General features: G+C 65.8%; 13 protein-coding genes. 3 read left to right on the top strand and 10 right to left on the bottom strand.

Features of this window, described 5'->3' with window-relative positions; all coding sequences use genetic code 11:
- Positions 1-39 precede the first annotated feature (39 nt).
- From OTER_RS21605 to OTER_RS26320, 5 genes are all read right to left on the bottom strand, one after another.
- Entirely contained in the window at positions 40-1,071 is a 1,032-nt protein-coding gene (locus tag OTER_RS21605; RefSeq protein WP_012377077.1) for a LacI family DNA-binding transcriptional regulator, read from the bottom strand.
- 135 nt (positions 1,072-1,206) lie between these two features.
- The gene (locus OTER_RS21600; protein WP_012377076.1) at positions 1,207-2,241 is read right to left on the bottom strand and encodes an MBL fold metallo-hydrolase; all 1,035 of its coding nucleotides are present in this window, start codon (positions 2,239-2,241) and stop codon (positions 1,207-1,209) included.
- Between the two features lie 9 nt (positions 2,242-2,250).
- Positions 2,251-2,934 carry a methyltransferase domain-containing protein gene (locus OTER_RS21595; protein WP_052300456.1) on the bottom strand — a complete coding sequence of 228 codons (684 nt, stop codon included), beginning with the start codon at positions 2,932-2,934 and terminating at the stop codon, positions 2,251-2,253.
- Between the two features lie 57 nt (positions 2,935-2,991).
- Positions 2,992-3,432, bottom strand: coding sequence for a MarR family winged helix-turn-helix transcriptional regulator (locus OTER_RS21590; RefSeq protein WP_012377074.1), 441 nt, complete (start codon positions 3,430-3,432; stop codon positions 2,992-2,994).
- Positions 3,433-3,477: 45 nt separating this feature from the next.
- A complete protein-coding gene (locus OTER_RS26320; protein WP_202796010.1) occupies positions 3,478-5,157 on the bottom strand; it encodes a pectinesterase family protein in 1,680 nt (559 codons plus the stop codon).
- Between the two features lie 314 nt (positions 5,158-5,471).
- Here OTER_RS26320 and OTER_RS21580 point away from each other — a divergent pair, with 314 nt between their 5' ends.
- A complete protein-coding gene (locus OTER_RS21580; protein WP_012374564.1) occupies positions 5,472-6,635 on the top strand; it encodes a helix-turn-helix domain-containing protein in 1,164 nt (387 codons plus the stop codon).
- Between the two features lie 245 nt (positions 6,636-6,880).
- On the opposite strand, the gene OTER_RS21575 is transcribed toward OTER_RS21580, so the two are convergent.
- The 3 genes from OTER_RS21575 to OTER_RS21565 form a co-directional block, all read right to left on the bottom strand.
- Complete coding sequence (locus tag OTER_RS21575; protein ID WP_012377072.1) at positions 6,881-8,287, bottom strand: MFS transporter; 1,407 nt, start codon at positions 8,285-8,287, stop codon at positions 6,881-6,883.
- An 81-nt stretch (positions 8,288-8,368) separates the two neighbouring features.
- Positions 8,369-10,966, bottom strand: coding sequence for a glycoside hydrolase family 88 protein (locus tag OTER_RS24625; protein WP_012377071.1), 2,598 nt, complete (start codon positions 10,964-10,966; stop codon positions 8,369-8,371).
- Positions 10,967-11,196: 230 nt separating this feature from the next.
- Positions 11,197-14,799 carry a DUF4450 domain-containing protein gene (locus OTER_RS21565; RefSeq protein ID WP_012377070.1) on the bottom strand — a complete coding sequence of 1,201 codons (3,603 nt, stop codon included), beginning with the start codon at positions 14,797-14,799 and terminating at the stop codon, positions 11,197-11,199.
- Between the two features lie 350 nt (positions 14,800-15,149).
- Here OTER_RS21565 and OTER_RS21560 point away from each other — a divergent pair, with 350 nt between their 5' ends.
- Positions 15,150-17,384 carry a hypothetical protein gene (locus OTER_RS21560; protein WP_012377069.1) on the top strand — a complete coding sequence of 745 codons (2,235 nt, stop codon included), beginning with the start codon at positions 15,150-15,152 and terminating at the stop codon, positions 17,382-17,384.
- Between the two features lie 159 nt (positions 17,385-17,543).
- Here OTER_RS21560 and OTER_RS21555 read toward each other — a convergent pair whose 3' ends face one another.
- The gene (locus OTER_RS21555) at positions 17,544-18,569 is read right to left on the bottom strand and encodes a LacI family DNA-binding transcriptional regulator (RefSeq protein ID WP_237702404.1); all 1,026 of its coding nucleotides are present in this window, start codon (positions 18,567-18,569) and stop codon (positions 17,544-17,546) included.
- Between the two features lie 238 nt (positions 18,570-18,807).
- On the opposite strand from OTER_RS21555, the gene OTER_RS21550 reads away from it, so the two are divergent.
- Positions 18,808-22,083 (top strand): TonB-dependent receptor plug domain-containing protein, encoded by a 3,276-nt coding sequence (locus tag OTER_RS21550; RefSeq protein WP_012377067.1) that lies wholly within the window; start codon positions 18,808-18,810, stop codon positions 22,081-22,083.
- A gap of 231 nt (positions 22,084-22,314) precedes the next feature.
- Here OTER_RS21550 and OTER_RS21545 read toward each other — a convergent pair whose 3' ends face one another.
- Positions 22,315-23,535 carry a DUF4861 domain-containing protein gene (locus OTER_RS21545; RefSeq protein WP_044891937.1) on the bottom strand — a complete coding sequence of 407 codons (1,221 nt, stop codon included), beginning with the start codon at positions 23,533-23,535 and terminating at the stop codon, positions 22,315-22,317.
- Positions 23,536-23,591: the final 56 nt, after the last annotated feature.

The following is a 23,591-nucleotide window of genomic DNA, read 5'->3' as shown; positions in this document are numbered from 1 at the left end:
GGCGAAACGCTCACGCGTTCCGCTACGGGCTGGCCGAGCTCAGGCGGTGCGCGGCGGAAGCATGCAGTTTTCCCGCCATTCGCCGGTGAGCAGAATCTCGTGCTGCACCGACGGCACCCCGGTTTCGTTGCGGTGCATCAGGCCGACGAGCATCTCGACCGCAAGGCCGCCGATCTTCGCGGGATCGTAGTAGATGCCGGTGCACTCCAGTTCACGGCGATGTTCGAGCGCGACCACCCCGACGTCGCGCGGCACGTTGCGATTGAGGTCGCTCAGCCAGCGCATCAACAGGCTGGGATTGTTGACCAGCAGCGCGTCGGGTTCGTGGCGCAGAAACCACGTGCGGAAATCCTCTTCGTTGGTGGGATTGCCCGGACAAACCGGCAGCCGGTCGCGCGCGGGGAACTGGGTCTGCTGCGTGAGATAGGCGCCGAGCCAGCGATGGCCGACGCGCGGGCTGTCGTTGACATCGGAGAACAGGAAGCCGGGGCGTTTGTAGCCGCGCTCACGGCAGCGGTCCATCGCCTGCCACACGGTGTCGAAATGATTCTCGGTGATGTGATGGAGAATCGGCGAGCGGAGCGTCATGCCGAGTGCCACCGCGGAGAAACGGTCCCAGTCGAGTTCGAGCGAGTGCTGGCCTGGCGGCAGCCGACCGATGATGAGGCCATTGATCCCGCGCGCGGAAAGCATGTCGCAAAACCGCCGCGGCGTCATGCCTGGCTCGCCCAACCAGAAGTGCTCGAGCTTGTAGCCGAAATCGCGCGCGCGCTCCACGGCGCCGGGGAAGAAGTCCGGCCGGTCATGGTGCTCGGGCCGCCAGCCGTAGCGGGTCGGGTAGTTCGTCACGTAGGCGAGCGCGGCGTGCTTCACCGGCTTGCCGGAGCGGCGCGACTGCATGAGCGCGGACACCAGCGGATTGATCCGATAACCGAGCCGGTCCGCGATGGCCTTCACGCGCACGCGCGTCGGTTCGGGGATGCGGGGGTGGTTGCGCAGGGAAAGGGAGACCGTGGTGCGATGTACTCCCGCGGCCTTGGCAACGTCCTCGAGCGTGGCTGGCTGCTGCACGACTGCAGTCAACGGCGAGCGCAGAGCTGCAGTCGAGTGAAAAATACCCCAGGTCACCAGGGCGGAACCTGGGATGAGCGCTTCCGAACGCGGTGCGATCTCCCGACGGGGCCTGCGCCGCGGCGTGCCAGAAGGTCAAGGGATGCTGCGTCCTTCGCCGAAGCCGGGCACCCAGAACCGGTCGCGGGCCACACCCCGCCGATCCAGCGCCTGCGCGAGATCGGTTTCGTGGGCGTCGACCGCCTGCTCGGGATGTTCGCAGAATGTGCCGAAGTGTATGCCCACGCTCTGCGCGGCGCGGAACAGCAGGTGCGCCCGCACCGCGTCATCGGGGTTCAAGTGCCGATCCTGCATGAACCAGCGCTTCTCGTAGCTGCCGATCGGCAGGATGGCCAGCCGCACGGGCGCAAAGCGCGTGGCGATGGCCGGAAAGTGCCGGCTCCAGCCGGTGTCGCCCATAAAAAGCACCCAACCGCGAGACGATTTCAGGGCGAATCCACCCCACAGCGTGCAGTTGCCATCGAACCAGCCGCGGCCGGAATCGTGCCGAGTGGGCAGGAAAACGATTTCGGGTCCGCCGTTGGCCAGGGCGTGTTGCTGCCACCAGTCGAGTTCGACCACGGCGCCCGGCGCAGTATCCGCGAGTCGCGCGCCGACGCCGAGCCCGGTAATAATCACGGGGCGGTGGCGCGCAACGAGCCGACGCAGCGTCGGACGGTCGAGGTGGTCGTAGTGATCGTGGCTGATCAGCACGACATCGATGGGCGGCAGCTGATCGAAGGCGAGACCAGGGGCGCGCACGCGAGAGGCGCCGAGCAGCCCCCACGGGCCGGCGCGGCGCGACCAGATCGGATCGGTGAGAATGTTGATCCCGTCGATTTGAATCAGGATGGTGGCATGATTGATGTAGGTGAAGCGCAGCTCGCCCGGTGCGGTGCGTGCGATCGGTGGTGGCTGCGGTGGGTCCACGATCCAGTCCGGCCAGGCGACCGGCTCCATTTCCCAGAGCCATCTCGCATGGTCAGCCAGCGTTGCCGTGGGTTCGCCGGTGGTAAACCGTGTACCATCGAAATGATCCGAGCGCGGGCCCTGATGGACGGCGCAGGATGTACCAGTCAAGGCGGCGAATGGCAGCAACGCGATCAGGAGCGCCCGGCTGTGAGTGGTCATGGGCAATGATCAAGCTGGACGTTGGGCAACCAGACAAAGGCCGGTGATCCCCTGATCGAGGACAACCTCGCCGGTGAGCACGAACCCGTTCCGTTCAATCCACCGCTTCACCGCCACGAGCTCATCGGCGAACAACCCGGGCGTCAGTCGACGTTGCCCCTCGCGCAGCGTATGCACGGCGATGACCAGTCGTCCGCGCGGCTTAAGCACCCGGAGGATCTCGGCCAACGACCGGGTGGCCGGCTGCCAGAATTGGACGTTGCTGACGGACAGCACACGATCGAACGACGCTTCAGGCCAAGCCAGTTGGTCCGCGGTGCCGGTGGTCAGCCGCATCCGACCGCCGTGAACGGCGGGGCGGTTCCGGCGGGTGGCGGCAGCGAGCATTTCCGGCGAGCGATCCACGCCCGCAACCAATCCGTCGGGGCCGACGGCGGCGCTGAGCAGCGCGAGCGCACAGCCGGGGCCAAAACCGATTTCGAGGACGTGCTCGCCGGCGCGCGCCTCCATCGTCTGCACGGCCAGCCGGTTCAGCGGGAGGTTCTTTCGAGTCATGATCCACCCGGCCAGCCGGCCGAGCCAGCCGGTGGGCGCGGCGAAGGCCCGGAAGGCCGGATGCGAGGCGCGGGCGCGAAAGGCCCGGGCAGGAATGAGGTCCGCGGAGGCGGCGGCGGGCGAAGAGGGTGCAGTCATGGGTGAGTTCATGCGAAGGACGTACATTCCGATTATCGTAATAAATCGCGGAAAAAATCAGCGGCGGGCCATCTGCCGGCTGACTTTCTCGAGCAGTCCGACCAGCGTTCGCCGCTCCGGGTCGGAATCGAGCGCGGCGAGGACGGCGCGGGTAATGGCGCGGTCCACGCGCATGTGTTCCTTGTCAAGCGCCCGGCCGGCGTCGGTCAGGGCGAGTCCGTACGAGCGCTTGTCGCGCGGATTGATCGTGCGGCGCAACAGCCCTTTTCGCTCGAGCCGGTCGATGGCGCTGGTGAGCGTGCTGTTTGGTACACCCAACGCCTGCCGAATGTCGGCCAAGATGGCATTTGGGTCGCGGGCGGCGTGGTGCAGGATGCCGAGATCGAGCATGCCGATGCCGGCGAGCTGGGCCGACCACTCGCTCAGGTCGAGCAGTTTGAGCGCCTTCACGAAGGCGTGAAGCGCGTGGTTGGCCGCGGTGTCGAGGTCGGCAGGCATCGAGTTACTACGATGCTCGTAGTAACGGCAACGGCCGGCGCACCGTCAAGGCCGATTTCCGGGCTGCGGCGCGGTTTGGAGAATGAAGGCGAGCGCCGGCACGGCTTGCCGCAGGTCATCGACCACGAGCTGCGCGAAGATTGTGCTGCCATTCGCGTCCAAATGAGTGGTGTCGGGATCCTGGCTGTTGGGTTTGCGGGGATTCAGCGCGGCGGTTCGTTCCGGTCCCCAGGCTTCGCACAACGCGATGCTGCGCGCGTGCAGGTCGATCAACGGCACGGCCTTCTCGCGGGCGACTCGTTTCGCGGCGTTGGCGTAGGGCGTGAGCGTCGAGAGGATGCGACCCGGATTCGCCGGATCGAAGTTGCGACGCGTGAGCGAAGTCAACAGCACCGGCTCGGCGCCAATCGCGCGAACTTCGTCAACATAGCGGGCGAGGTTCTGCGCGAACGTCGTATCCGGATCGGTCTCGCGCTTCGGGCCCTTGCCCGGCTGGTCGTTGTGACCGAATTGAATGAGGTAGTAGTCGCCGCGCAGCGCGAGCGCGGGTTCCCAATGGCCTTCGCCGCGGAAACTTTTCGAGCTGCGGCCGCCGAGCGCGGTGTTGATGCATTCGGCGCCGGGCCCGAGCAACTGCTTGAACCCGCGGCCCCAGCCGGAGCGATCCGTCACCGTGGAATCGCCGACAAGAACGATGCGCGTGATCCCGGGCCGACGCGGCGGAGGGGCAGCATCCGTCGTCGTAGCAGACGTCGTAGGACTTTCGCGTGAAACGCTCGCGCGTTCCGCTCCGGCAACCGGATCCCAGCCATCGGCGCCACCGAGCACGTGCGCCGGCGTCAGATCAGCCGCATCCTCGGCGGTGAGTGTGTGCGCCCAGGCCACGCGAGCCGACGGATTTGCGCCCGGACCGGTGCTGCCGAACTCGGCATAGAATGTGGTTTGTTCCGCGTGGGGCTTGTTCCAGTTGTGCCAGCCCTCCGGGCGGACCGCGGCCGACATCTCGGTCCGGAGAAAAACGGTTTGGGCAAAATCACGCCACGGCCGGCCCAGGTAGGTCTTCACCCCTTCAGCGCCGGTGATGGTGCAGTCCGCAAAGACAAAGCCGTGCGCGGCGCCCTTCGGCGTCGACGCGGCGGTGATATAGCCGTCGCGGAGGCAGCGAATGGCGCAGTGATCGAAGAACGCGGTGGCCGCGCCGAAAATGAAATCGACGTGGCCTTCGATGGTGCAGTCGACGAAATAATGCCGGCCGCGGTTGAGCAAGAGCGTGTCCTGCCAGCCGAGGAAACGGCAGTGGCGAAACACCAGTCGATCGCCGTCCGCGCGGAGCGCGAGCGCCTGACCGACCGGCCCGGCGGAGTTCGCGATGGTGATGTTTTCCCAAATCATGCCATCGCCGTCGATCTGGAGCGTTGGCGTCCGGAACGTGCCGATCGGCTTGCCGTCGGGGCCGGGGAGATTGGCGTGCAGATCGTAGCTCACGATCGTCGTCGTCGCGTCCTCGCCGAGCACGTGGATGTTGCCGCGCTCGCGCTGCACGTAGATGCGCTCGCGATAGGTGCCGGGCTTGACCAGAATCACCCACGCCGGTGCGGCCGGGTCAGTGCGCATCGGCGCCGCGCTGATCGCGTCCTGCAGCGAGGTGAACTGGCCGGAGCCGTCGGGGGCGACGATCGCGTCGGGCTTGGCCGAGCCAACCGCGGTGAAAACGGAAGCGAGCAAGGCGAGAACGAAGAGAGAGCGGGAGAAACGGTTCATCGGAGACTGGGGGTCGGGGCAGAGCGGCAAAGTGAGAAGCGGTCTGGCCGAGAAGAGAAGGCATGGGTGAGCGCGACGCCAGCGATCTGGCGTTCGCATCGTTGCGGAGTGCGCGGAGGAGCAGTAGAGCCCGGCGTCCGGCGGATTAATGCGATTCGACCGGTCGCCTTGGAGCGACAGGGCCGGAATGCGGCGCAGCTGGGCGGGCGGGAGGCACAGTGCCACATATTCGTTTACACTTAGTGCCATAAATCCGCTGACACTTTTTCTGGGGTGCGATGCCCTGGAAGATCAAAACGGCGGAGCAGCAGCGTCAGGCTCTCGCTCGGGAGATGACGCGAGGCACGGTGTCGGTGACCGCGTTGTGCGCGCGGTTTGGCGTGAGCCGCACGACCGCTTACAAGTGGGCGGCGAGGTATGTGGCTCAGGGGGTAAACGGGCTGGTTGCGCGACAACCGGGCCGCCCCAAACAGGTGAGCCAGGCGTTGGCGCGGTGGCACGCGCGCGTGTTGCTCGCGCGTCAGGCGCGGCCCAGTTGGGGTGCGCCCAAGTTGCGGTGGTGGCTCGAGCGGACGCATCCCGGCGAGCGAGTGCCGTGTAGCCGGACGCTCCACCGGTGGCTGGTAGCCGCCGGTCGCGTGCACCAGCGACGTCGCAAGCTTAGAGCCGGACCGGGGCGGCCCGCCACCGTGCTCGCCGAGCGAGTGAACGCGGTCTGGACCGCGGACTTCAAGGGAGACTTTTACACCAAAGACGGAGCGTGGATCTTGGCTTTAACGGTGCGCGATCTGTACAGCCGCTTCATGCTTACGGCCCATCCCGTGCCCCGGCAGAGCGAGCCGGTGGTCCGCCGCGTGTTCGCGCGGCTGTTCCGCCGCTTCGGCGTGCCGCAGGCGATTCGGGTTGACCGCGGCACGCCGTTTTGCGGCAGCGGGCCGTATGGCCTGACCGCGCTGAGCCTATGGTGGCAGCGGCTGGGCATCGAAGTGCAGTTTGTCAGCCGCAAACGCCGCCTCGACAACAACGCTCACGAGCAGATGCACCGCATGCTCAAGGCCGAGGCCGCCACGCCCGTGTCCCGCTCCTACGGCGCGCAAGTCCGACGCCTGCAGCGCTGGTGCGGCCGGTACAACCACGACCGTCCGCATGAGGGTTTGGCCGGACGCACTCCGGCCAGCCTCTACCGCCCGAGCACCCGGCTGCTGCCCCGACTCGTGCCGCCACAGTACCCGCTCGGCTGCGTCACTCGCCGGGTCAGGCCTCACGGCTACGTGAAGCTGGACGGCAGCCATCGCCACATCGGTCGGGCCTTCGTTGGCCTGACCGTGGCGTTCACCCCTTACCGGCAGCTTTACCGCGTACACTTCGATTCCCTCCTGCTGGGCACGATCGACCCGCGGCTAACCAGATCCGGCCTCGTCCCCGTTCGTAGGTTCAGGTGAGGGAGGGGCTGCGCCCCTCCCTCAACCCTCCCCAAGCCTCATGGCTTCCTCTTCAAGACAAACGAACCCGGCTTGGTGCGAAAAAGTGTAAGCGGATTTATGTCACTCCACCGGATGCCCGCGCTCCCACGCACGCGTGTTCGAGCGCTCCACCTCCAGTGGCATGATGCTGGGCGCGAAGCTCGGAGACGAAAAGAGCCCGGCGGGAAGGCCGGGCTCAACTTGACGGAGAAGGCGGATGCCGCTCAGAGCGTGATCTGCTTAAACCGCGGCACGAGCAGGTGCATGGTGATCCAGGCGACGAGATAGGCCGAGCCGCAGATGATGAAGAGAATCCCGTAACCGAGCTCGACTTTGCCCAAGGTGGTGAAATGCGCCAGCACAAGCCCGGCGACGCGTGCGATCAGAATGCCGCCGACGGCGCCGGCCATGCCGCCGAGACCGGTGACGGACGCCACCGCTTTCTTCGGGAACATGTCGGAGACGGTGGTGAAGATGTTGGCGGACCAGGCTTGGTGCGCGGCGCAGGCAATCGCGATCGTCGCGACGGCGAGCCAGGTGTTGATCGCGCCGAGCCGGGAGGCGAGCAGCACGGTGAGTGGCATCAGCGCGAACAGGAACATCGCGAGCTTGCGGGCCTTGTTGGCATCCATGCCGCCGTTGATGAACGCCTTCGGCAGCCAGCCGCCGAAGATCGAGCCGACGGTCGATACGGTGTAAACCACCGCGACGGCGAACGGCCAGCTGATGACGCCGGGGATGCTCGAGTGATCGCCGGTGAAACCGGGATTGGCCGCGAGATATTCGCCGATCTTTCGGTTGTTTTCGCCGGTGAGAAATGCGGGCAGCCAGAACAGGTAGAACCACCAGATCGGATCGGTCAGGAACTTGCCGAGGACGAAGGCCCACGTTTGGCGGAAAGTGAGCAGCTTCGCGCCGGAAACGCGCGCGCCGGTCGTGTCGGCCTTCTGCGCTTCCTGCTCGTCGCGGTCGCTGTGGATGTAGTCATACTCCGCCTGCTTGAGGTGACCGCTCTTCAACTTTTCCGCGGGCGAAGCGTAGGTGAGATACCAGAACGCGATCCAGATCAGGCCGATCGCGCCAGTGAGGATGAACGCCCATTCCCAGCCCCACGCGTCCGCGATGTAGGGCACGCAGAGCGGTGCGACGATGGAGCCGATGTTCGCGCCGGAGTTGTAGAGCCCGGTGGCGTAGGCGCGCTCCTTCTTCGGGAACCATTCGGCAATCGTCTTGTTGGCGGCGGGAAAATTGCCGGCTTCGGTGAAGCCGAGCGCGGCGCGCCAGAACCCGAAGCTCCACGTATGGTGACCGAACGCGTGGCCGATGGCCGCGAGGCTCCAGCCGATCAGCGAATACGCGTAGCCTTTCTTCGTGCCGATCCAGTCGATGAACCGGCCGGCGGCGAGCATGCCGATCGCGTAGGCGACCTGAAAGCAGATGACCACCGTCGAGTAATTCAGCTCCTGCGTGGCCTTATCCGCGCCGAAGACGCCGTCCTCTGACAGCGTCGTCTTGAGCAGGCCGAGGACGTTCCGGTCGAGGTAGTTGATCGTCGTCGCGAAGAAGACGAGCGCGCAGATCGTCCAGCGGTAGCGGCCGATCTGTTCGTTGATTTGATTGAACTTGCTCATGAATGGGGTTGGGGCGGGAGAGCGCGAAAGGGTTGGAACGTGTCGGGCGGAATTTCCTGATCCCGCCGCCCGACAAAGTCGTTATTTCTGAGGAGCGGGGACGGAGTTGAGGCTGCGGGTGCCCTTGGCAGGGGTGATCGTGACGTTCTTCAACGTGATGGTTCCGGCGTGCTGCACGACCTCGGTTTCGGTCACACTGTTGAATGTCGAGTTGCTGATGCGAATGTCTTCGATCACCGCGCCGGGGAAACCGCGGATGTACATGACGCGCGGGCTGGCCGAGCTGGTGATGTTTTCCATCTGCACGTTGCGGACGATCGGTTTGAACGCGCCCTTCGCGCCCTCCTCGTACAGCAGGTCGATGGTCAGGACGGCCTCGCCCACGCGGCCGATCTTCACGTTGCGCATGAAAACATTCTCGAGCACGCCGCCGCGGACCGCGTTGTTCTTGAAGCGCAACCCGCGGTCAAGGTCCGGGCTGTCCATCTCGCAATCCTCGACGAAGATGTTGCGGATGCCGCCGGTGCATTCGCTGCCGAGCACCACGCCGCCGTGGCCGTCCTTCATCACGCAGCGGCGGATGACCATGTTCTCGGTCGGGACGTTCACGCGCCGCCCGTCGCCGTTGCGGCCGGACTTGATCGCGATGCAATCGTCGCCGGTGTCGAACAGCGTGTCCTCGACCAGAATGTCGCGGCAGGATTCGGGATCGAAGCCGTCGTTGTTCGGTCCGTGCGAAGTGATCTTCACGTTGCGCACGGTGATGTTCTGCGAGAGCACCGGATGCAGTTCCCACATCGGCGATCGGATGATGCTGACGCCCTCGATGAGGATGTTCTTGCAGCGGTAGGGCTGCACGAAATTCGGCCGCAGGAAGTCGTTCGCACCGAAGACGCGTTCGGCGACGGGTACGTTGGTTTCGCCCATCTGGATCAGCCGGTTGCGGGCGGCGCGCTGTTTCGGCGCCGTGCCGTCGCGCTTGTCGTTCCAGCCCCACCAGGTGCTCCAATCGGAGCCGCCATCCAGCGTGCCCTCGCCGGTGATGGCGATGTTCTCTTGCTCCCACGCGTAGATGAATGGAGAGAAGTTCATGCACTCGACGCCTTCCCAGCGGGTGAAGACGATCGGGTATTTGGCGAGGTCGAAAACCCAGCGGAGCGTGGCGCCTTTCGCGACGTGGAGGTTGACGTTGCTCCGGAGGTGAATCGCGCCGGTCAGCCATTCGCCCGCGGGCACGACAACACGGCCGCCGCCGGCCTGGTGGCAGGCGTCGATCGCCGCGCGGATCGCGTCGGTGCAGTCGGCGTCGGGCTTCGCGCCGAAATCAGTGATGGGAAAATCACGATCGGGAAACGTCGGCGGCTGGATCCGCGCGAGCACGGCCTCGTAGTCCGACCAGCCGCGGGCGCCGAGATCCTTGCGCTCACGCGCCGGGCCACTTGCATCGGCGAGCAGTTGGTCGAGCTCGAGCCCGGCGAGGATGAAGGGGCCGACCCCCTTGAGGTCATTGTCGATGATCGGCTCGCTGATGTAATACTCGAAGCTGCCATCGCGCGGCCGACCCGTCGACGTGGTGTAGCCGAGCCCGGCGACGGCGCAACAGCGCGTGAGGTTGATCTTGCCGTCCGGGTCGCGGCGGATGAGGTCGCGAATGATGCCCTCGTAGCCCTTGAGGACGGCGGGCAGGTATTTCTCGCGCGGCAGATAACCGCGGTTGATCGCCTTCGCGAGCGAGTAGACGAACATGCTGGAGGCGGTCGCCTCGAGGTAGTTCCCCTCGCGGTTACCCTGGTCCATCACCTGCCACCAGAGCCCGGTCTTCGGATCCTGCCAGCGGACGACGCCGTCGGCCACGCGACGCAGCACCTCGTTGATTTTTTCCACGTCCGGATGTGTGGGCGAAAAGAAGTCGAGCGAGTCGACCAGCGCCATCGCGTACCAGCCTTCGGCGCGGCCCCAGAAATTCGGGGAGTGGCCCGTTTCCTTGTTCGCCCACGGTTGCGCGCGCTTTTCGTCCCACGCGTGGTAGTGCAGCCCGGTCTTCGGATCGCAGGCATGCTGGTCCATCAGCAGGATTTGTTTCGCCACCTCGTCGAAGAGCTCGGGCTCCTCGAAGACTTTGGCGTAGTGGGCCAGGAACGGCGACGCCATGAACAGACCGTCGAGCCACATCTGGTAGGGATAACGCTGCTTGTGCCAGAACCCGCCGTCACTGGTCCGCGGATGCTTCCGCATCTGCGCGCGCAGCGTCTCGAGCGCGGTCATGAACTTCGCATCGCGCACGCCCTGCTCCCAGCGGAGGAGCATGACCTTCCCCGGAGGAATCATGTCGATGTTGTAGTCCTCCATCTCGTAGGTCGCGATGGAGCCGTCCGGCCGAATGAATGACTCGGCGGTTTGCGCGCCGTAGTCCGCGAAGGTGCGGTCGCCGGTGCGATCGGCGAGTTTCAGCAGCGAGAGCCCGAAGAGCGAGGTGGTGTAGTCCCACCGCGCGCGGGCGCGGCTGCCGCCGTGAAACATCGTGTCGCCTTTGCGCGCCATTTCCGATTGCGCCATTCGCTTCGACCATTCGAGCGGAGTGGCGTCGCCAAACTGACGTGGCGCGGGCTCGGCGGCGCGAAGGGAAAACAGAGCAACGACGGCGGAAAACGAGAGGAAGGGCAGGAGAAATCTTTTCATCGGGGGGAATGGGGTCACGTCCGCGATCGCATCAAGAACGGCGGCGGAAGCAGGCGTCAACACGACACGAGCCGCGGCGGACTGTCCATGCGAGTTTCGCGCACATCGTTGCGCGGGCGGGAAGCGGCACGGGCGTCCTGCCCGTGAGGCTTGGGCGTTCGGTCGATGGCCACGCGCGGCGTCGGACACGGGCGAGACGCCCGTGCCACGGTTCGCGCCGGGCCGGCGCTTCACCGTACGAGCGTCGCGGCCATCAGGCCGACCACCACCTCGTTCGCGAGCGCGCGCACCGTGAGTGAGCGCAGCTCCCGCGTTGGATCGAGCGGGAGTTCGAGCACGGTCGCCGCGCCGCCGGGGAAACGGCCGCCGCGGCCCTTGAACGCGGGCAACTCGAGCAACCGGACGGCGCCGGTCTTCAGGTCGACGCGCACCGGCAGCGGTCCGGGACGCTGGAACTGAAAATCATCGAGGAAGTAATCCTGTTCGATCGGCCACCAGTTGGTTGGGTTTTCGAGCGCGAGTCGTGTCGTGGTGCCATCGGAGTAGCCAACGACGATCTCGCCGTTGTCGATCCGGCTTTGCATGTGATTCGTCGAGCCGGCGAGCAGCAACGTCACGCTCTGCGCGCGGCCGGAGAGCGGAATCGTGGCCTCGTGCGGATAGTTGTCCCATTGCGAGGTAAACACGATGTTGTTCGCCGCGGCAGCGAACGGCGTCGCGAGCGGCACGCCGTTCGGCAGGAGCAAGCGACTGCCGTTTTGTCCGGCGACCTGGCGCAGGCCGGAGTCGTCGATCTCGGCGGTGGCGTTCACGCCGCCGGCCCAACCGCCGAGCCCCTGCTTCGGAATCGCGAGCGACACGGCCGGCGAGCGCGGCGAGCGATAGACGTTGCGGAAAATCTGCGTGACGCGGTCGTTGAAGTGCGGAGTGAGATCGACGCAGTCGAAGCGAGCGCCGGCAGGGATGTCGGACAGCTTGCAGCCGTCCGGGTGCCCCGCTTCTGCTACGGGTCGAGCGGGATTGTCGACCGGCTGCCACCAGCGCATCTGACCGCGGGTCACGTGCGTGAAGTGGATCGATGTAGCCGGGCTCGGTGAGCCCGGCAGGCCGAGGTCGCCGACCCGGGCTACAGCGTCGCCCGTCTGCGCGATCGGCTGGCCGGCCCACTGGATCAGAACCTCGTGCCGGAATCCGGCCGGGCTCGTGATCACGATGCGCGGCGCGCCGACGGCGTCTTCGATGACCTGCCACGAAGCGGAGTCGCCGTTGACGGCGAACGAGCCGACGCGATCGCGCGGCGCGGCGAGCACGAGCCGGAGCGATTGCGGTTTCGCGAAATGCTGCGTGATCACGTAATGATCCGTGTCGCCGCTGCGCTCGAACCGTAGCGCCACGTCCGGATGGTTGATCGCGGCGTGATTCCAGTCCGCCGGGAAACCCGGTTCGACGCGCAGCTCGCCCGCGAGTAGGTCCGGCTTCAGGCCGAAGAGTCCTTCGACGAGCGCGCGCGAGAGGACGCCCGAGCTGTCGACGAAATCGCGCTGCGACTCGCGTCGGTAGACATCGAGATACGACATCGAGCCAACGTTGCCTGGCGCGATGCCCATGAACATCGAAGCGAGGAGGGCGCCTTTGGTCAGCGTCCACGCCTCCTCGCGACGGCCGGCCTGCCAGAATCCGAGCGCAGTGTGAACCACCTCGGGCAGGACGACGTTGTTGATCGACCACGTGTAAGGCATCCAGTTGGTGGTCGACACGACGTGCAGACCGGACGGAACGCCCGGGCCGCGAACGGGCAGATGAGGAATCTGCGCGTCGATCCGCCGCGTCATCTGCCACGCCTCCTGCGGTGTGGGCAGCCCGGCGTCCATCGTGTGATAGAACGTCCACACGGCGGCGCTCGGATGCACGCGCTGCAGACCGAGCAGATCCTTGAACTCGGCGAAGGCCCCTTCTTCTGGCAGCCAGAGGTGCGTGCGCATCGCGCGCGCGATCAAGTCCGCTTCGCGCTCGTAGGGCTGCGGATCGCGGCCGAGCAGCCGCGCCAGCCGGGCGGCCTGGGTGTTGTGGTAGTAATTGTAGGCGGAAGCGTGCGTCACGCCGCCGCCGTGATACTGCAGATCGTCGCTGGCCCAGATCGCGGCGTAGGCTTCGTAGAGCGGTAGCCGGTCGGGGCCGAACTCGCGGCGGAACAACCGGCGTTCCCAGGCCAGGTGCCGCTCGATCACGGGCCACATTTTCTCGGCGAAAGCGAGGTCGCCGGTCCAGTGCAGATGCCGGAACAGCGCGTCGATCGCGACGAGGTTCATGTCGTAGTGCGAGTTCGACAGATCGCCGTTGCTGTGCAGCCCCGCCTCATTGCGGGCGAGGTTCGCGTTCTCGTCCGCGGGCGGAAGCGATGCTGGAATCGGATCCACGTTCTGCCGGCCGGCCCAATAGGTGAAGTTGCGTTGAAACCGTTCATGCCAGCCGAGCGCGTCGAGCGCGTAGGGCCCGCGCCAGCCGAGCAGCTTGGTGCGCCACGCGATCGCGCCGTGCATGATCGCCTGCTGCGGTGCGTCCCACGCCGCATCGGCGGCGACGTTCAGCGCGCCGACTGCGGCATTGAGAAACGGATCGGGCGTGTCGATCCGCACGCGCTGGCGCAGTTCGCGGAAATGGCGCTCGGTTTCGCGCCAGCGGCGCGCGAGGTCGGTGCTACAAATGCTCACAGAAGCGTCCTCGTCGGCTGCATCGTCGCGGGGCGGAACCTGCTGACCCCGCCCTACCGCCGAACCCGCGGCCAAACCCACGGGCGGGACGCCCGTGCCACGTGGCATGGGCGTCCCGCCCATGTCTTCTGTCGGCGGGCGAGAATCACCCCGCAGGGCCGTGACCGCGCGATAGGTATCGAGATCGTCGTCGGCGCGGGCGCCGGCGACGTTGCATTCGAGCGAGAGAAACAGCGGCCGTCCGGTCTCGAGCGCGCAGCGGCCGATGACGAGTGAGAAGGTGGGTCCGCCTTCGGTGCCTTTATGGGGACGCGACGTCCTCGTCGCGTTCTGATCGAACGACGCGACGAGGGCGTCGCGTCCCCAACCGGCGGTGATGAGCGCGGGCAGATCATTCCAATTCGCGGCGTCGCCGAGGGCGAGATGCGAGCCGGCCGGTGCGTCGCCGACAATCGTCGCGGGCTTCGCGCGCAGCGTGAAGCCGGTGGCGGCGAGCGTGATTACGTTACCGCGACAAAACTCCGGCCGCAGCTGGAACCACTCGCTGATCGGCACGGCTTCGGTGCCGATGTCGCCGTCGCGCTTGCCGCGCTGGCCGTTCACCCCGCCGTAGGCCCAGAGGAGTTCCAGCGGCGCACTCGGCGCATCGCGATCGGACCCGGCGAGCTCGGCGCGGACAATGCATCCTTCGGCGTCGGCGTAGGCGAGAACTGACAGCGTGAGCACGCGATCCTCGCCGAGTAGCGGATCACGAATCTCGTAAATCAACTGGCCCGGCCGGTAGCGCGTCGCGATGTGCGTGGCGTCGTGCAGCCACTTCGCGCCGGCGGACGTGTGGAGTGCGAAGCGCAGATTGCCGCCGCGACCGGGCAGGTAGAGGACGAACTCGGGTTTGTCGCCGCCGTCGACGCGGAACGCCGTGTTGCCGCCGTAGAGCGCGCGATTGAAAAACTCGGTGCCGTTCTCGATGAGGAAGTCCGCGCCGTCGGGCTGATAGCGCAGCGGGCGATCGAGGTTGTCGACGAGGTTCGGCGTGAAGCGCGACGCGCGGAGCGATTCCGCCGCGCCGAGCTCGGACGCGAGCGCCACCAAAGCAAGAAAGGCGGCGGTGAGGCGGAGCATACAGATCAAGTTTTGCTAGAGAACGCTGATCTTCGCTGATGCACGCTGATGAAGATGAGCGAAGAGGGGCGCTGCAAACTTCTGAAATAGTGGCGCGGCGAGCGGCAGTTCGTTCCACCTCAGACCGTCCGAGATGATGGGCCTCGCGGGCACATCCTGCGCACCTAATCTTTGGACCGGGAAAAGCAGCTCAACAGATTAATTTTGATGGAGGAATGCTGATCTCGCTAATCCACACTGATGAGGTTGCGAAATAAGCGAAGAGGAGCGCTCCCAATTTTTGAAATTGTGGCGAGAGCGTCAGCTCTGACCTCCTCTGTTTCCCCTGCGGCCTCCAGGAAAACTCATCCATGACCCTTCGACTCCATCCGCGCCTTCAATCCGTGGCCGTGCTCTTTGTCGGATTCCTGGGCCTCGCCGGCATGGCCGCAGCCGTGCCGATCGACCGCGAGGCGCTGGTGCGGCGGCACAACGTGCACGTGAACCGAATCGATCCGGAGAGCCCGCTGAGCGTGGGCAACGGCGACTTCGCGTTCACCGTCGACGTCACGGGACTGCAATCGTTCGGGCAGACCTACCACGAGGAGGGCATTCCACTCGAAACTTTATCCACGTGGGCGTGGCATTCGTTTCCAAATCCGGCGGGATTGAAGATCGAGGACGCGATGAAAGCCTACGACTTCCACGGGCGCACGATCCGGTTTGCCGGACTGCAGCGCAGTCCGGCCGGAGCGTATTTCCGCGAGAACCCGCATCCGATTCCGCTGGGGCAGGTGAGCTTGATCCACGAAGGCCATCCGCTCGCGGCCGAGGAATTGGGCCACATCGATCAGACGCTGGATCTCTGGACCGGTGAGGTGCTCAGCCGCTACACGATCGCCGGCACGCCCGTGACGGTGGTGACTGCGGCGCACGCGGAGCGGAGCGCGGTCGCGGTGCGCATCGAATCGCCGCTGCTCGCGTCCGGCGCGTTGCAGGTGCGGATCCGTTTCCCCTATTCGCACCAGCCTGGCACGCGGAACAAGCCGCCGCTGGTCTGGGACCAGCCGGTGCGACATCGGACCGCCGTCGTGCGCGCCACGCCGGAGCTGGCGCAGCTCGAACGCACGCTCGACGAGAGCCGCTATTTCGTGACGCTGCGTCGCGAGGGGAAGACGACGTTGACCGAGGCGGCGGCGCACGATTTCCGGCTGCGGAGCGACGGCGCCGAGGTGCTGGCGTTCACGTGTGAGTTCGCGCCGGAGGTAAAACATGTAGCCGGGCTCGCCGAGCCCGGGCCGGGGTCGGCGACCCCGGCTACACCAACCCTTGCGGGGTCGAGCAAACCAACGACGCTCCTACGCGAGGAGCTTTTGTCGTTTGGAGAGGTGCGTGAGTCGAGCGCCCGGGGCTGGCGCGACTACTGGATGCGCGGCGCCGCGCTGGACTTGAGCGGCAGCAAGGATGCACGCGCCGCCGAGCTCGAGCGGCGGGTGGTGCTGTCCCAATATCTTCTGCGCATCAACTACGCGGGTAGTTTTCCGCCCTCGGAGGATGGGCTGACGAACATCACCTGGTTCGGAAAGCACAATACCGAGATGTATTTCTGGCACGCGGCGCACTTCTACGCGTGGGGCCGGACGGAGCTGCTGGAGAAAGGGCTGGGCTGGTACCAACGCATTCTCCCGCTGGCGAAAGCGGAGGCGGCGACGCAAGGCTTCACCGGCGCGCGCTGGCCGAAGATGGCGGGCATCGACGGCCGGCCGTCGCCGGGCTCGATCAATCCGTTCATCATTTGGAACCAGCCGAATCCGATCGCGTTGTGCGAGCTCGTCTATCGCGCCCGGCCGGAGCGCGCCACGCTCGAGCAGTATCGCGCCATCGTTTTCGAATCAGCGGAGTTTCTCGCGTCGTTCGCGCATCTGGATCCCGCGACCGATCGCTACGTGCTCGGCCCGCCGATCAAGAACGTCAGCGAGAAGGCCGGCGAGAACACGACGCAGAACCCGACGTTCGAACTCGCCTACTGGTTTTACGGACTGCAGGTGGCCCAGCAGTGGCGCGCCCGGCTCGGCTTGGAGCCGGAGCCGCGCTGGGCGGATATTTTGCAGAAGCTCTCGAAACTGCCCGAGCGCGACAGGATGTATCTCGAAATCGAGACCGAGCCCGCGCTGTTCGCAGGTACCGGCGGGTTGCCGACCTCGATGCTGATGGTGCTCGGGTTCATGCCGAAGGTGGACATGGTGGATACGGAAACCGTTCGGCGGACGTTTCACGAAGTCACACGGCGCAACGGCCTCGAGCGCTGGGTGAGCTGGGCGATGGGCCAGGGCGCGATGACGGCGGCGCGACTCGGCGAGCCGGAGACGGCGGTGGCGATCCTGACGAGTCAGGCGCCGGCGGCGCGGTTCATGAACGCCGGTCACGTGCGGCGGCCGAAGGAGCCGGACGGCTGTCCGGCGTATTTCCCGGTGAACGCGTCGCTGCTCGCGGCCGTGGGCTTGATGGCCGGTGGCTGGGACGGCGCGCCGGCCGGGAACGCGCCGGGGTTTCCGCAGGACGGTAACTGGGTCGTGCGCGCCGAGGGATTCAATCGGATGCCGTAAGCGAACAGCCGCGGATCGAGCGAAGCCGAGTCGTTCTCGTTATCGTTCTCTTTCTCGTTGTCGTTCTCGTTCTCTCGTTCGGGGCGAATACTACCGATCAATCGAGAGAACGAGAAAGAGAACGAGCAGAACAGGGAGAACGAGGAAGAGAGCGGGGGGCTAGCTCGGCAGCGTCGGGCCGTCCACCCAGCGCGAGGGGACGGTGGTGTTGCACGGCAGTTCGGGGATGCCGTATTCGTTCCGGTGCAGCTGGCTGATCACGATTTCCACGCCCCGCACGCCGATCTGATAGGGCTGCTGGTCGAGGCCGGCACAGGGCGTGGCATTGATGCTGGTGTTAAGACAGCAGAAACCATGGGTCTGCGGGACGCGCGCGCCGCAGTCTTTCATCCAGCCGACGATCTCCGCGCGATGGCCGAGCACCACGTCGGGCTGGTAGCGTTGAAACCATTTTTTGAACCGCGCCACGTTCAGCTGCGGTTCGATGAGCGGCGGCACGAACGCGAACCGGCGGTTGAGCCGCACGTCGGCGAGAAACGCACCGGCCCAGCGGTGCTGCAGCCTCGCGCTTTCGTGTTCCTGCAGCGCGAGCCCCGGCCGGCGATAGCCCAACTGCTTCAGCCGCTCCAACGCCGTCACCATTGCGCGCGGATGATCCGGGCACACCGAGTGCAGCGCCGGATGATCGATGAGGTAGTCGGCGTAGACGCCGGTGTAGTGCTGCCAGTCGAGCTGCGTGAGCTCGGGCTGATCCCACGCCGGCATGATCAACACGCCGCGGATGCCGCGCGACTGCAGGATGGTGTCCAGCCGGTGCACGGACACACCCGGTTCGCCGACGACGAATTGCTCGAGCTTGAAGCCGAGTTGCTCGGCGCGCGCGGCGGCGCCGCGCAGAAGTTCGCGCCAGAAGGGTCCGGTGAAGGGCGGGCGGCGCGGCTCCTCGAGACTGACGGCGGCGAGCACGCCGTGAAACGCGGAGAGCCGCGTGCGGCGCACCTCGCTGAGGATCGAGCTGGCGAGCGGGTTGAAACGATAGCCGACCGCGCGGGCATGCGCCTGCACGCGCTGCCGGGTGGCCAGATGCACCCGGGGTTCGTCGCGAAGCGATTCGGAGACGGTGGTACGGGAAAGGCCGAGTGCGCGGGCCATGCTGCGCATCGTGGGGCGGGGCTCGCTGTTCACGGTGGGGCCAGCAAAGCGACACCCCGCGGGCCGCCGAGGCCGGAGAATTCGGACGGAACGAAACGGGCCGGTTCGATCGGGGCCCGGGGCGGAGCCACGTTCGCGACCAGCAAGGCTGGCGCAGCCTTGCGGCCAGTCCTAAACCCCAACCAGTCCGCTGTCCGCACCGTTGCATCCGTCGTGTGGATGCCGCCAGGCGGCCGGCTCGGGCTGCATGCCGACACCTCAGCCTCCTCGTATGAAACCACCTTGTTCGCCGGGCCAATTCGTGGCTCTTTCGGCCCTCCTGTCGGGCCTTGCTCTGCTCAGCGCGCTGCCGTTGCAGGCGCAGTCCACCACCACCGCGACCGCCACCCCCGGCGCGGACGGGGAAGATCAACCCATCGTCCTCTCACCCTTCGAGGTGAACGCCGCGAACGATCGCGGCTACAAGGCTTTCAACACGCTCTCCGGCTCGCGCGTCAACACGCGGCTCGAGGACATCGCGGCCTCGCTGTCGGTGGTCACGAAGCAGCAGCTGCTGGACACTGCCGCGACCGACATCAACGACGTGTTCCTCTACGAGGCGAACACCGAGGGCATTTACCAGTGGACCAGCTTCACGCTCGATCGTGGCAACGTGAGCGACGATATCCAGGCGGACCCACACAACGCCACGCGCATGCGCGGACTGACGGCGCCCAACGTGTCCACTGGGCTCTATCGCACGTCGCTGCCGCTGGACACGTATAACATCGATTCGATCGAAATCTCGCGCGGACCGAACTCCTCGCTCTTCGGTCTCGGCAGCTCGGGCGGCGGCATCAACGTGATTTCCGCCAAGGCGAATCCGACGAAGTCGAGCTACGGCGTGTCGGCGCGCACGGACGCCTACGGCAGTTTTCGCACGAACTTCGATTTCAACCAGCCGGTGGTGAAGGACAAACTCGCCGTGCGCGTGCTCGGCGTCTATGACGACCGGCGTTATCGGCAGGAACCGGCGCAGGATCTGACGCGGCGGTTGCAGGCGGCGGTCACCGCGCGGCCGTTCCAGACCACGACGATCCGCGGCAGTTTCGAATCATATCGCAACTTCGCCAACCGGCCGAATTCCACCACGCCGCGCGACATGTGGCGCGACTGGATCAGCAGTGGCAAACCGACGTGGGATCCGATCACGCAGACGGTGCACTTGGCCGACGGCACGAGCATCGGGCCGGTCACCACCGCGCAGGAAGCGGCGCGATTCCCGGTCGGGTTGAACGTGACGGATACCGGCGTCACCGGCCGGCCGAGCTGGTATATCGATAACGGCCAGGTCGAGCTGTACATGATCAACCGGATGCCGGCGGCGACGCCGGTCAATACCGCGATCGGGCCCGCGAACATCGCTGGTACCGGCCGGCTGCTGCAGAACACGACGAACTACCTGCGCAATAGCGGCAGCTATCCGTTGTTCACGACGCCCGGCGTGAGCGACCGTTCGTTCTACGACTGGACGTCGATCAATCTCGCGGCGCCCAACCGGGATACGACGCGGGCTGAGACGAGCAACATCGAGCTCGAACAGATCATCTTGCACACGCCGCGGCAGACCCTCGCGCTGCAGGGCGGCTGGCTCTACGAGCGAATCAACACCAACGCGCGCTCGTTCCTCGGCAAGACCGACGGCGGCAAGATGCAGGTCTACATCGACGTCAACGAGAAGCTCCTCGACGGCACGGCGAATCCCTACTTCCTGCGGCCCTACATCGGCGGCTCCGAGCCGGCGTTCAGAAAATCGCGCAACAACAGCGACAACTACCGCGGGATGCTGGCGTATCAGCTCGATCTCACGCGGGAGAACGGCTGGCTGAAGTGGTTCGGCCGGCAGAATTTCCTCGGCTATGGCGAGTATCGCGAGGTCTACGGCGGCTCCTTCGGCTACAAGGACACGATGTCCTCGACCGAGGCGTGGATGACGCCGACGGCCGCGACGTTCAGCCGCAACGGCGCGTCGTTCCGCGCCTACCCGCGGATCTACGTGGGCGATGCCAACGGGCAGAACGTCGACTATGCGCCGGTGGGTTATGGTTACCCTGGCAGCTACACGCTGCGCTACTACAACGGCGTCACGAACCAATGGATCGACGAGCCGGTGGACTTCACGGAATACTACTACGCCAACCGGCTGAATCGCCGGCTGCTCAGCACCTACGGCGGGATCTGGCAGGCGAGCCTGTGGAAGGACCGGATCGTGCCGCTGGCGGGTTTCCGGCGCGACTTCAACCGTACCCGCGAAGGTAATCCGGCCATCGCGCCCAGCGCGGCGACGAACGGCTTCTACGATACCAGCGACATGAACAATTTCGGCACCTACGACTGGGTGGAGCGCAAGGGCGACACGAGCAACTATGGCGTCGTGGTCCGGCCGTTCACCTGGCTGGGGCTCGCCTACAGCCAGTCCGACAGCTTCAACCCGACCTCGCAGGCCTACGACATTTACGGTCAGCCGTTGTCGGACCCGCAGGCCGACACGAAGGACTATGGCTTCGACTTGAACCTGTTCCCGGACGCGGGCGGCTCGCCGCGGCTGTCGATTCGGGCGCGGCAGTATGAGACGGTCGATCATGGTCGCGGCACGAGTTCGGTGAACACGATCGTGCAGCGCGCGATCCGGCTCGACGCGGACGGCAATCAAACCGGTGGCGATCCCGACCTCGAGGCCTTTTACCAAACCGAGCTCGGCAAGCTGCATCCGGACTGGACGATCACGCAGATCGACGCGGTCATCCCGGAGCTGATGGGCGTGGATCCGGCGTTCATCGACAGCCACCGCAACAAGACCCACAACGACAACAGCGACGCGTATTCGCGCGGCAAGGAGGTCGAGATCATCGCGAATCCGACCTCGTATTGGACGATTCGCAGCACGATCACGCAGGCGCAGGCGTTCAACGCGGTGATGTCGCCGGCGCTGCAGGAATACGTCGCCGCGCGCACGCCGGTGTGGATGGCGGCGAAGAGCCCGTTCGACGGCTCCTCGTTCTGGGACGGCACCTACCGGGTCGGTAGCTCCACGCCCAAGATCTGGTACACGACGAACCTGCTCGCGCCGATGAAGCTCGCCGTGGCGACGCAGGGGAAGCCGATCATGCAGAACCGCGAGTGGAAGTTTAACCTCGTGACGAATTACCAGCTGAGGGGCATCACCGATCAGCGCTGGCTGAAGAACATGGACGTTGGCGGCGGCATTCGCTGGGAAGACCGCGCGATCATCGGTTACGCGGGCGCGGCGCCCGATCCTGATGGCGTGATCCGCGAATACGACGCGAGCCACCCGTTCTACGACAAGGATCGGGCGTACTTCGACGTGATGGCCGGCTACAATCTCAAGCTGCGCGACAAGTACTCGGTGCGATTCCAGCTGAACGTCCGTAATATTTTCGAAGATGGCCGACTGCAGGCAGCGGCGGTCAACCCGGATGGCAGCACTTACGTGTACCGGATCATCGATCCGCGGCAGATCATCTTTACGGTGAGCTTCCGGCTGTAGGCGGCGAGCACGCGTCATGCGCCTGGTTGTAGGGCCGGATCTCCTGATCCTGCCGCAACGTGGCACGGGCAGCCCGCCCGTGCTACGAGTGTCGCACGGCGCTCATGCCGCGGCGGGGGCAGCGACCCCGCCCTACAATCCCGACTTGAGCGGGATTGGAACCCCTGTAGCCGGGGTCAGTTGACCCCGGCCCGGGCTCAGCGAGCCCGGCTACACCGTTGCAGCGACGGCTTAGTTGGCCGCGACCGTCACCTTCACCGGCGAGCGCAGCCGCGCGGCGCAGGCGGCGACGTACGCGTTCCATTGCTGCGCCGAGGTAAACTCGCCCGCCTTCGACCAGCCGGCGCCTGCGAGATAGCGGAGCGGCTGTCCAGCCGTCGCCTTGGCGAGCACGAGTTGATTGCGATCATCCTCTGCAAAGCCGCCGAACGCCGCCTTGTCGACGACGACCGCCGTGCCGAGATCGCCGTTGGATTTCTGCGTGACCCATTGGGTCAGCGAGCCGTCGTCGGCGGTGGGCGTGGTCACGATTTGCGGATCCTGGCCCTTGTCGGTCGGTGTTTTGTTGAGGCCGATACCGATGGTGACCTGCTTCGCGTTCGTCATGGCGAACGTGCTCTCGATCAGGTCGAGGTTGTGGCCGGCGTCCACGGTGAAGCGCTTCGTTTCGGACACCATCACGCCGTTGGCCATCCAGGTGTCGTAGGTCAGCTCGAAGATCGCGCGGACCGGTCCGTTCGCGATGACTTTCCAAGTCTTGTAATTGCGGCTGACGTGAAGCTGCTTGCCGTCCCACACGCCGGTGCCACCGCAGCCGCGCGAGGGGCCGACGTTGTACATGTCCATGCCCTCGCCCTCGTCCTTGTGGTAGTGGTCGTGGCCCTTGTTGTACCAGCGGTCGACGATGAGGTAGGGGACGCGCTTGCACCAGATGTCGAGGCCGGAGGTGACGAGGACCTCCTTGCCGCTGCCCTCGGCCGGCGCAGCGAGCGCGGGGCCGTAGGTGCGGTGGCCGATCTTGTCGTTTTCCCAACCGAAGTCGTCGAGCCGCTCGGGCACGTAGCGCGCGAAGGCTTTTGACGGAAACACCGGTGCGACGCCTTCGATCTTCTCGACGGTGAACGTCGCCGACTGCTCGCCGGCGGCGAAGTCGTGCTGGAAGATCAGTTCGCCGTAGGCGATGCCAACGCCCTTCGGGTCCTTGGCCTGCGGGGCGACGTTGGTGACCTGATAGGGAAGCACCCGGCCGGCGGCATCCGTCACTTGGATTTTCTGCAGGAGCGCGCCGGGCAGCGCTTCGGCAATCTTTGACCACGGTACGGTGATGGTTTCCGCCGGCCGCGCGATCGAGAGATCGTGGCTCACGGTGAGGGTGACCTTGTCGGCGGCCAGAACCGTCGTGGCGGCCGCGAGGCCGGCAAGGAACGCGGTGAAGACTCGGGGTGTTTTCATGGGGGCGAGAGCCTTCACGATTGCCCATGGGCGGAGCGCGTCAACACGCGGCCGCA

The organism is Opitutus terrae PB90-1 (assembly GCF_000019965.1).
Taxonomy (GTDB): Bacteria; Verrucomicrobiota; Verrucomicrobiia; order Opitutales; family Opitutaceae; genus Opitutus; species Opitutus terrae.
The sequence above is the reverse complement of the archived record's forward strand: the minus strand, read 5'-3'. Positions and strand labels throughout refer to the sequence as shown.

Bases quoted from the DNA above. Each gene is read 5' to 3' on its own strand.
- OTER_RS21590 (WP_012377074.1), bottom strand. From the start codon at position 3,432: ATGCCTGCCGACCTCGACACCGCGGCCAACCACGCGCTTCACGCCTTC.
- OTER_RS21580 (WP_012374564.1), top strand. From the start codon at position 5,472: ATGCCCTGGAAGATCAAAACGGCGGAGCAGCAGCGTCAGGCTCTCGCT.
- OTER_RS21600 (WP_012377076.1), bottom strand. From the start codon at position 2,241: ATGACCACTCACAGCCGGGCGCTCCTGATCGCGTTGCTGCCATTCGCC.
- OTER_RS24625 (WP_012377071.1), bottom strand. From the start codon at position 10,966: ATGAAAAGATTTCTCCTGCCCTTCCTCTCGTTTTCCGCCGTCGTTGCT.
- OTER_RS21550 (WP_012377067.1), top strand. From the start codon at position 18,808: ATGAAACCACCTTGTTCGCCGGGCCAATTCGTGGCTCTTTCGGCCCTC.
- OTER_RS21545 (WP_044891937.1), bottom strand. From the start codon at position 23,535: ATGAAAACACCCCGAGTCTTCACCGCGTTCCTTGCCGGCCTCGCGGCC.
- OTER_RS21565 (WP_012377070.1), bottom strand. From the start codon at position 14,799: ATGCTCCGCCTCACCGCCGCCTTTCTTGCTTTGGTGGCGCTCGCGTCC.
- OTER_RS21595 (WP_052300456.1), bottom strand. From the start codon at position 2,934: ATGACTGCACCCTCTTCGCCCGCCGCCGCCTCCGCGGACCTCATTCCT.
- OTER_RS21560 (WP_012377069.1), top strand. From the start codon at position 15,150: ATGACCCTTCGACTCCATCCGCGCCTTCAATCCGTGGCCGTGCTCTTT.
- OTER_RS21575 (WP_012377072.1), bottom strand. From the start codon at position 8,287: ATGAGCAAGTTCAATCAAATCAACGAACAGATCGGCCGCTACCGCTGG.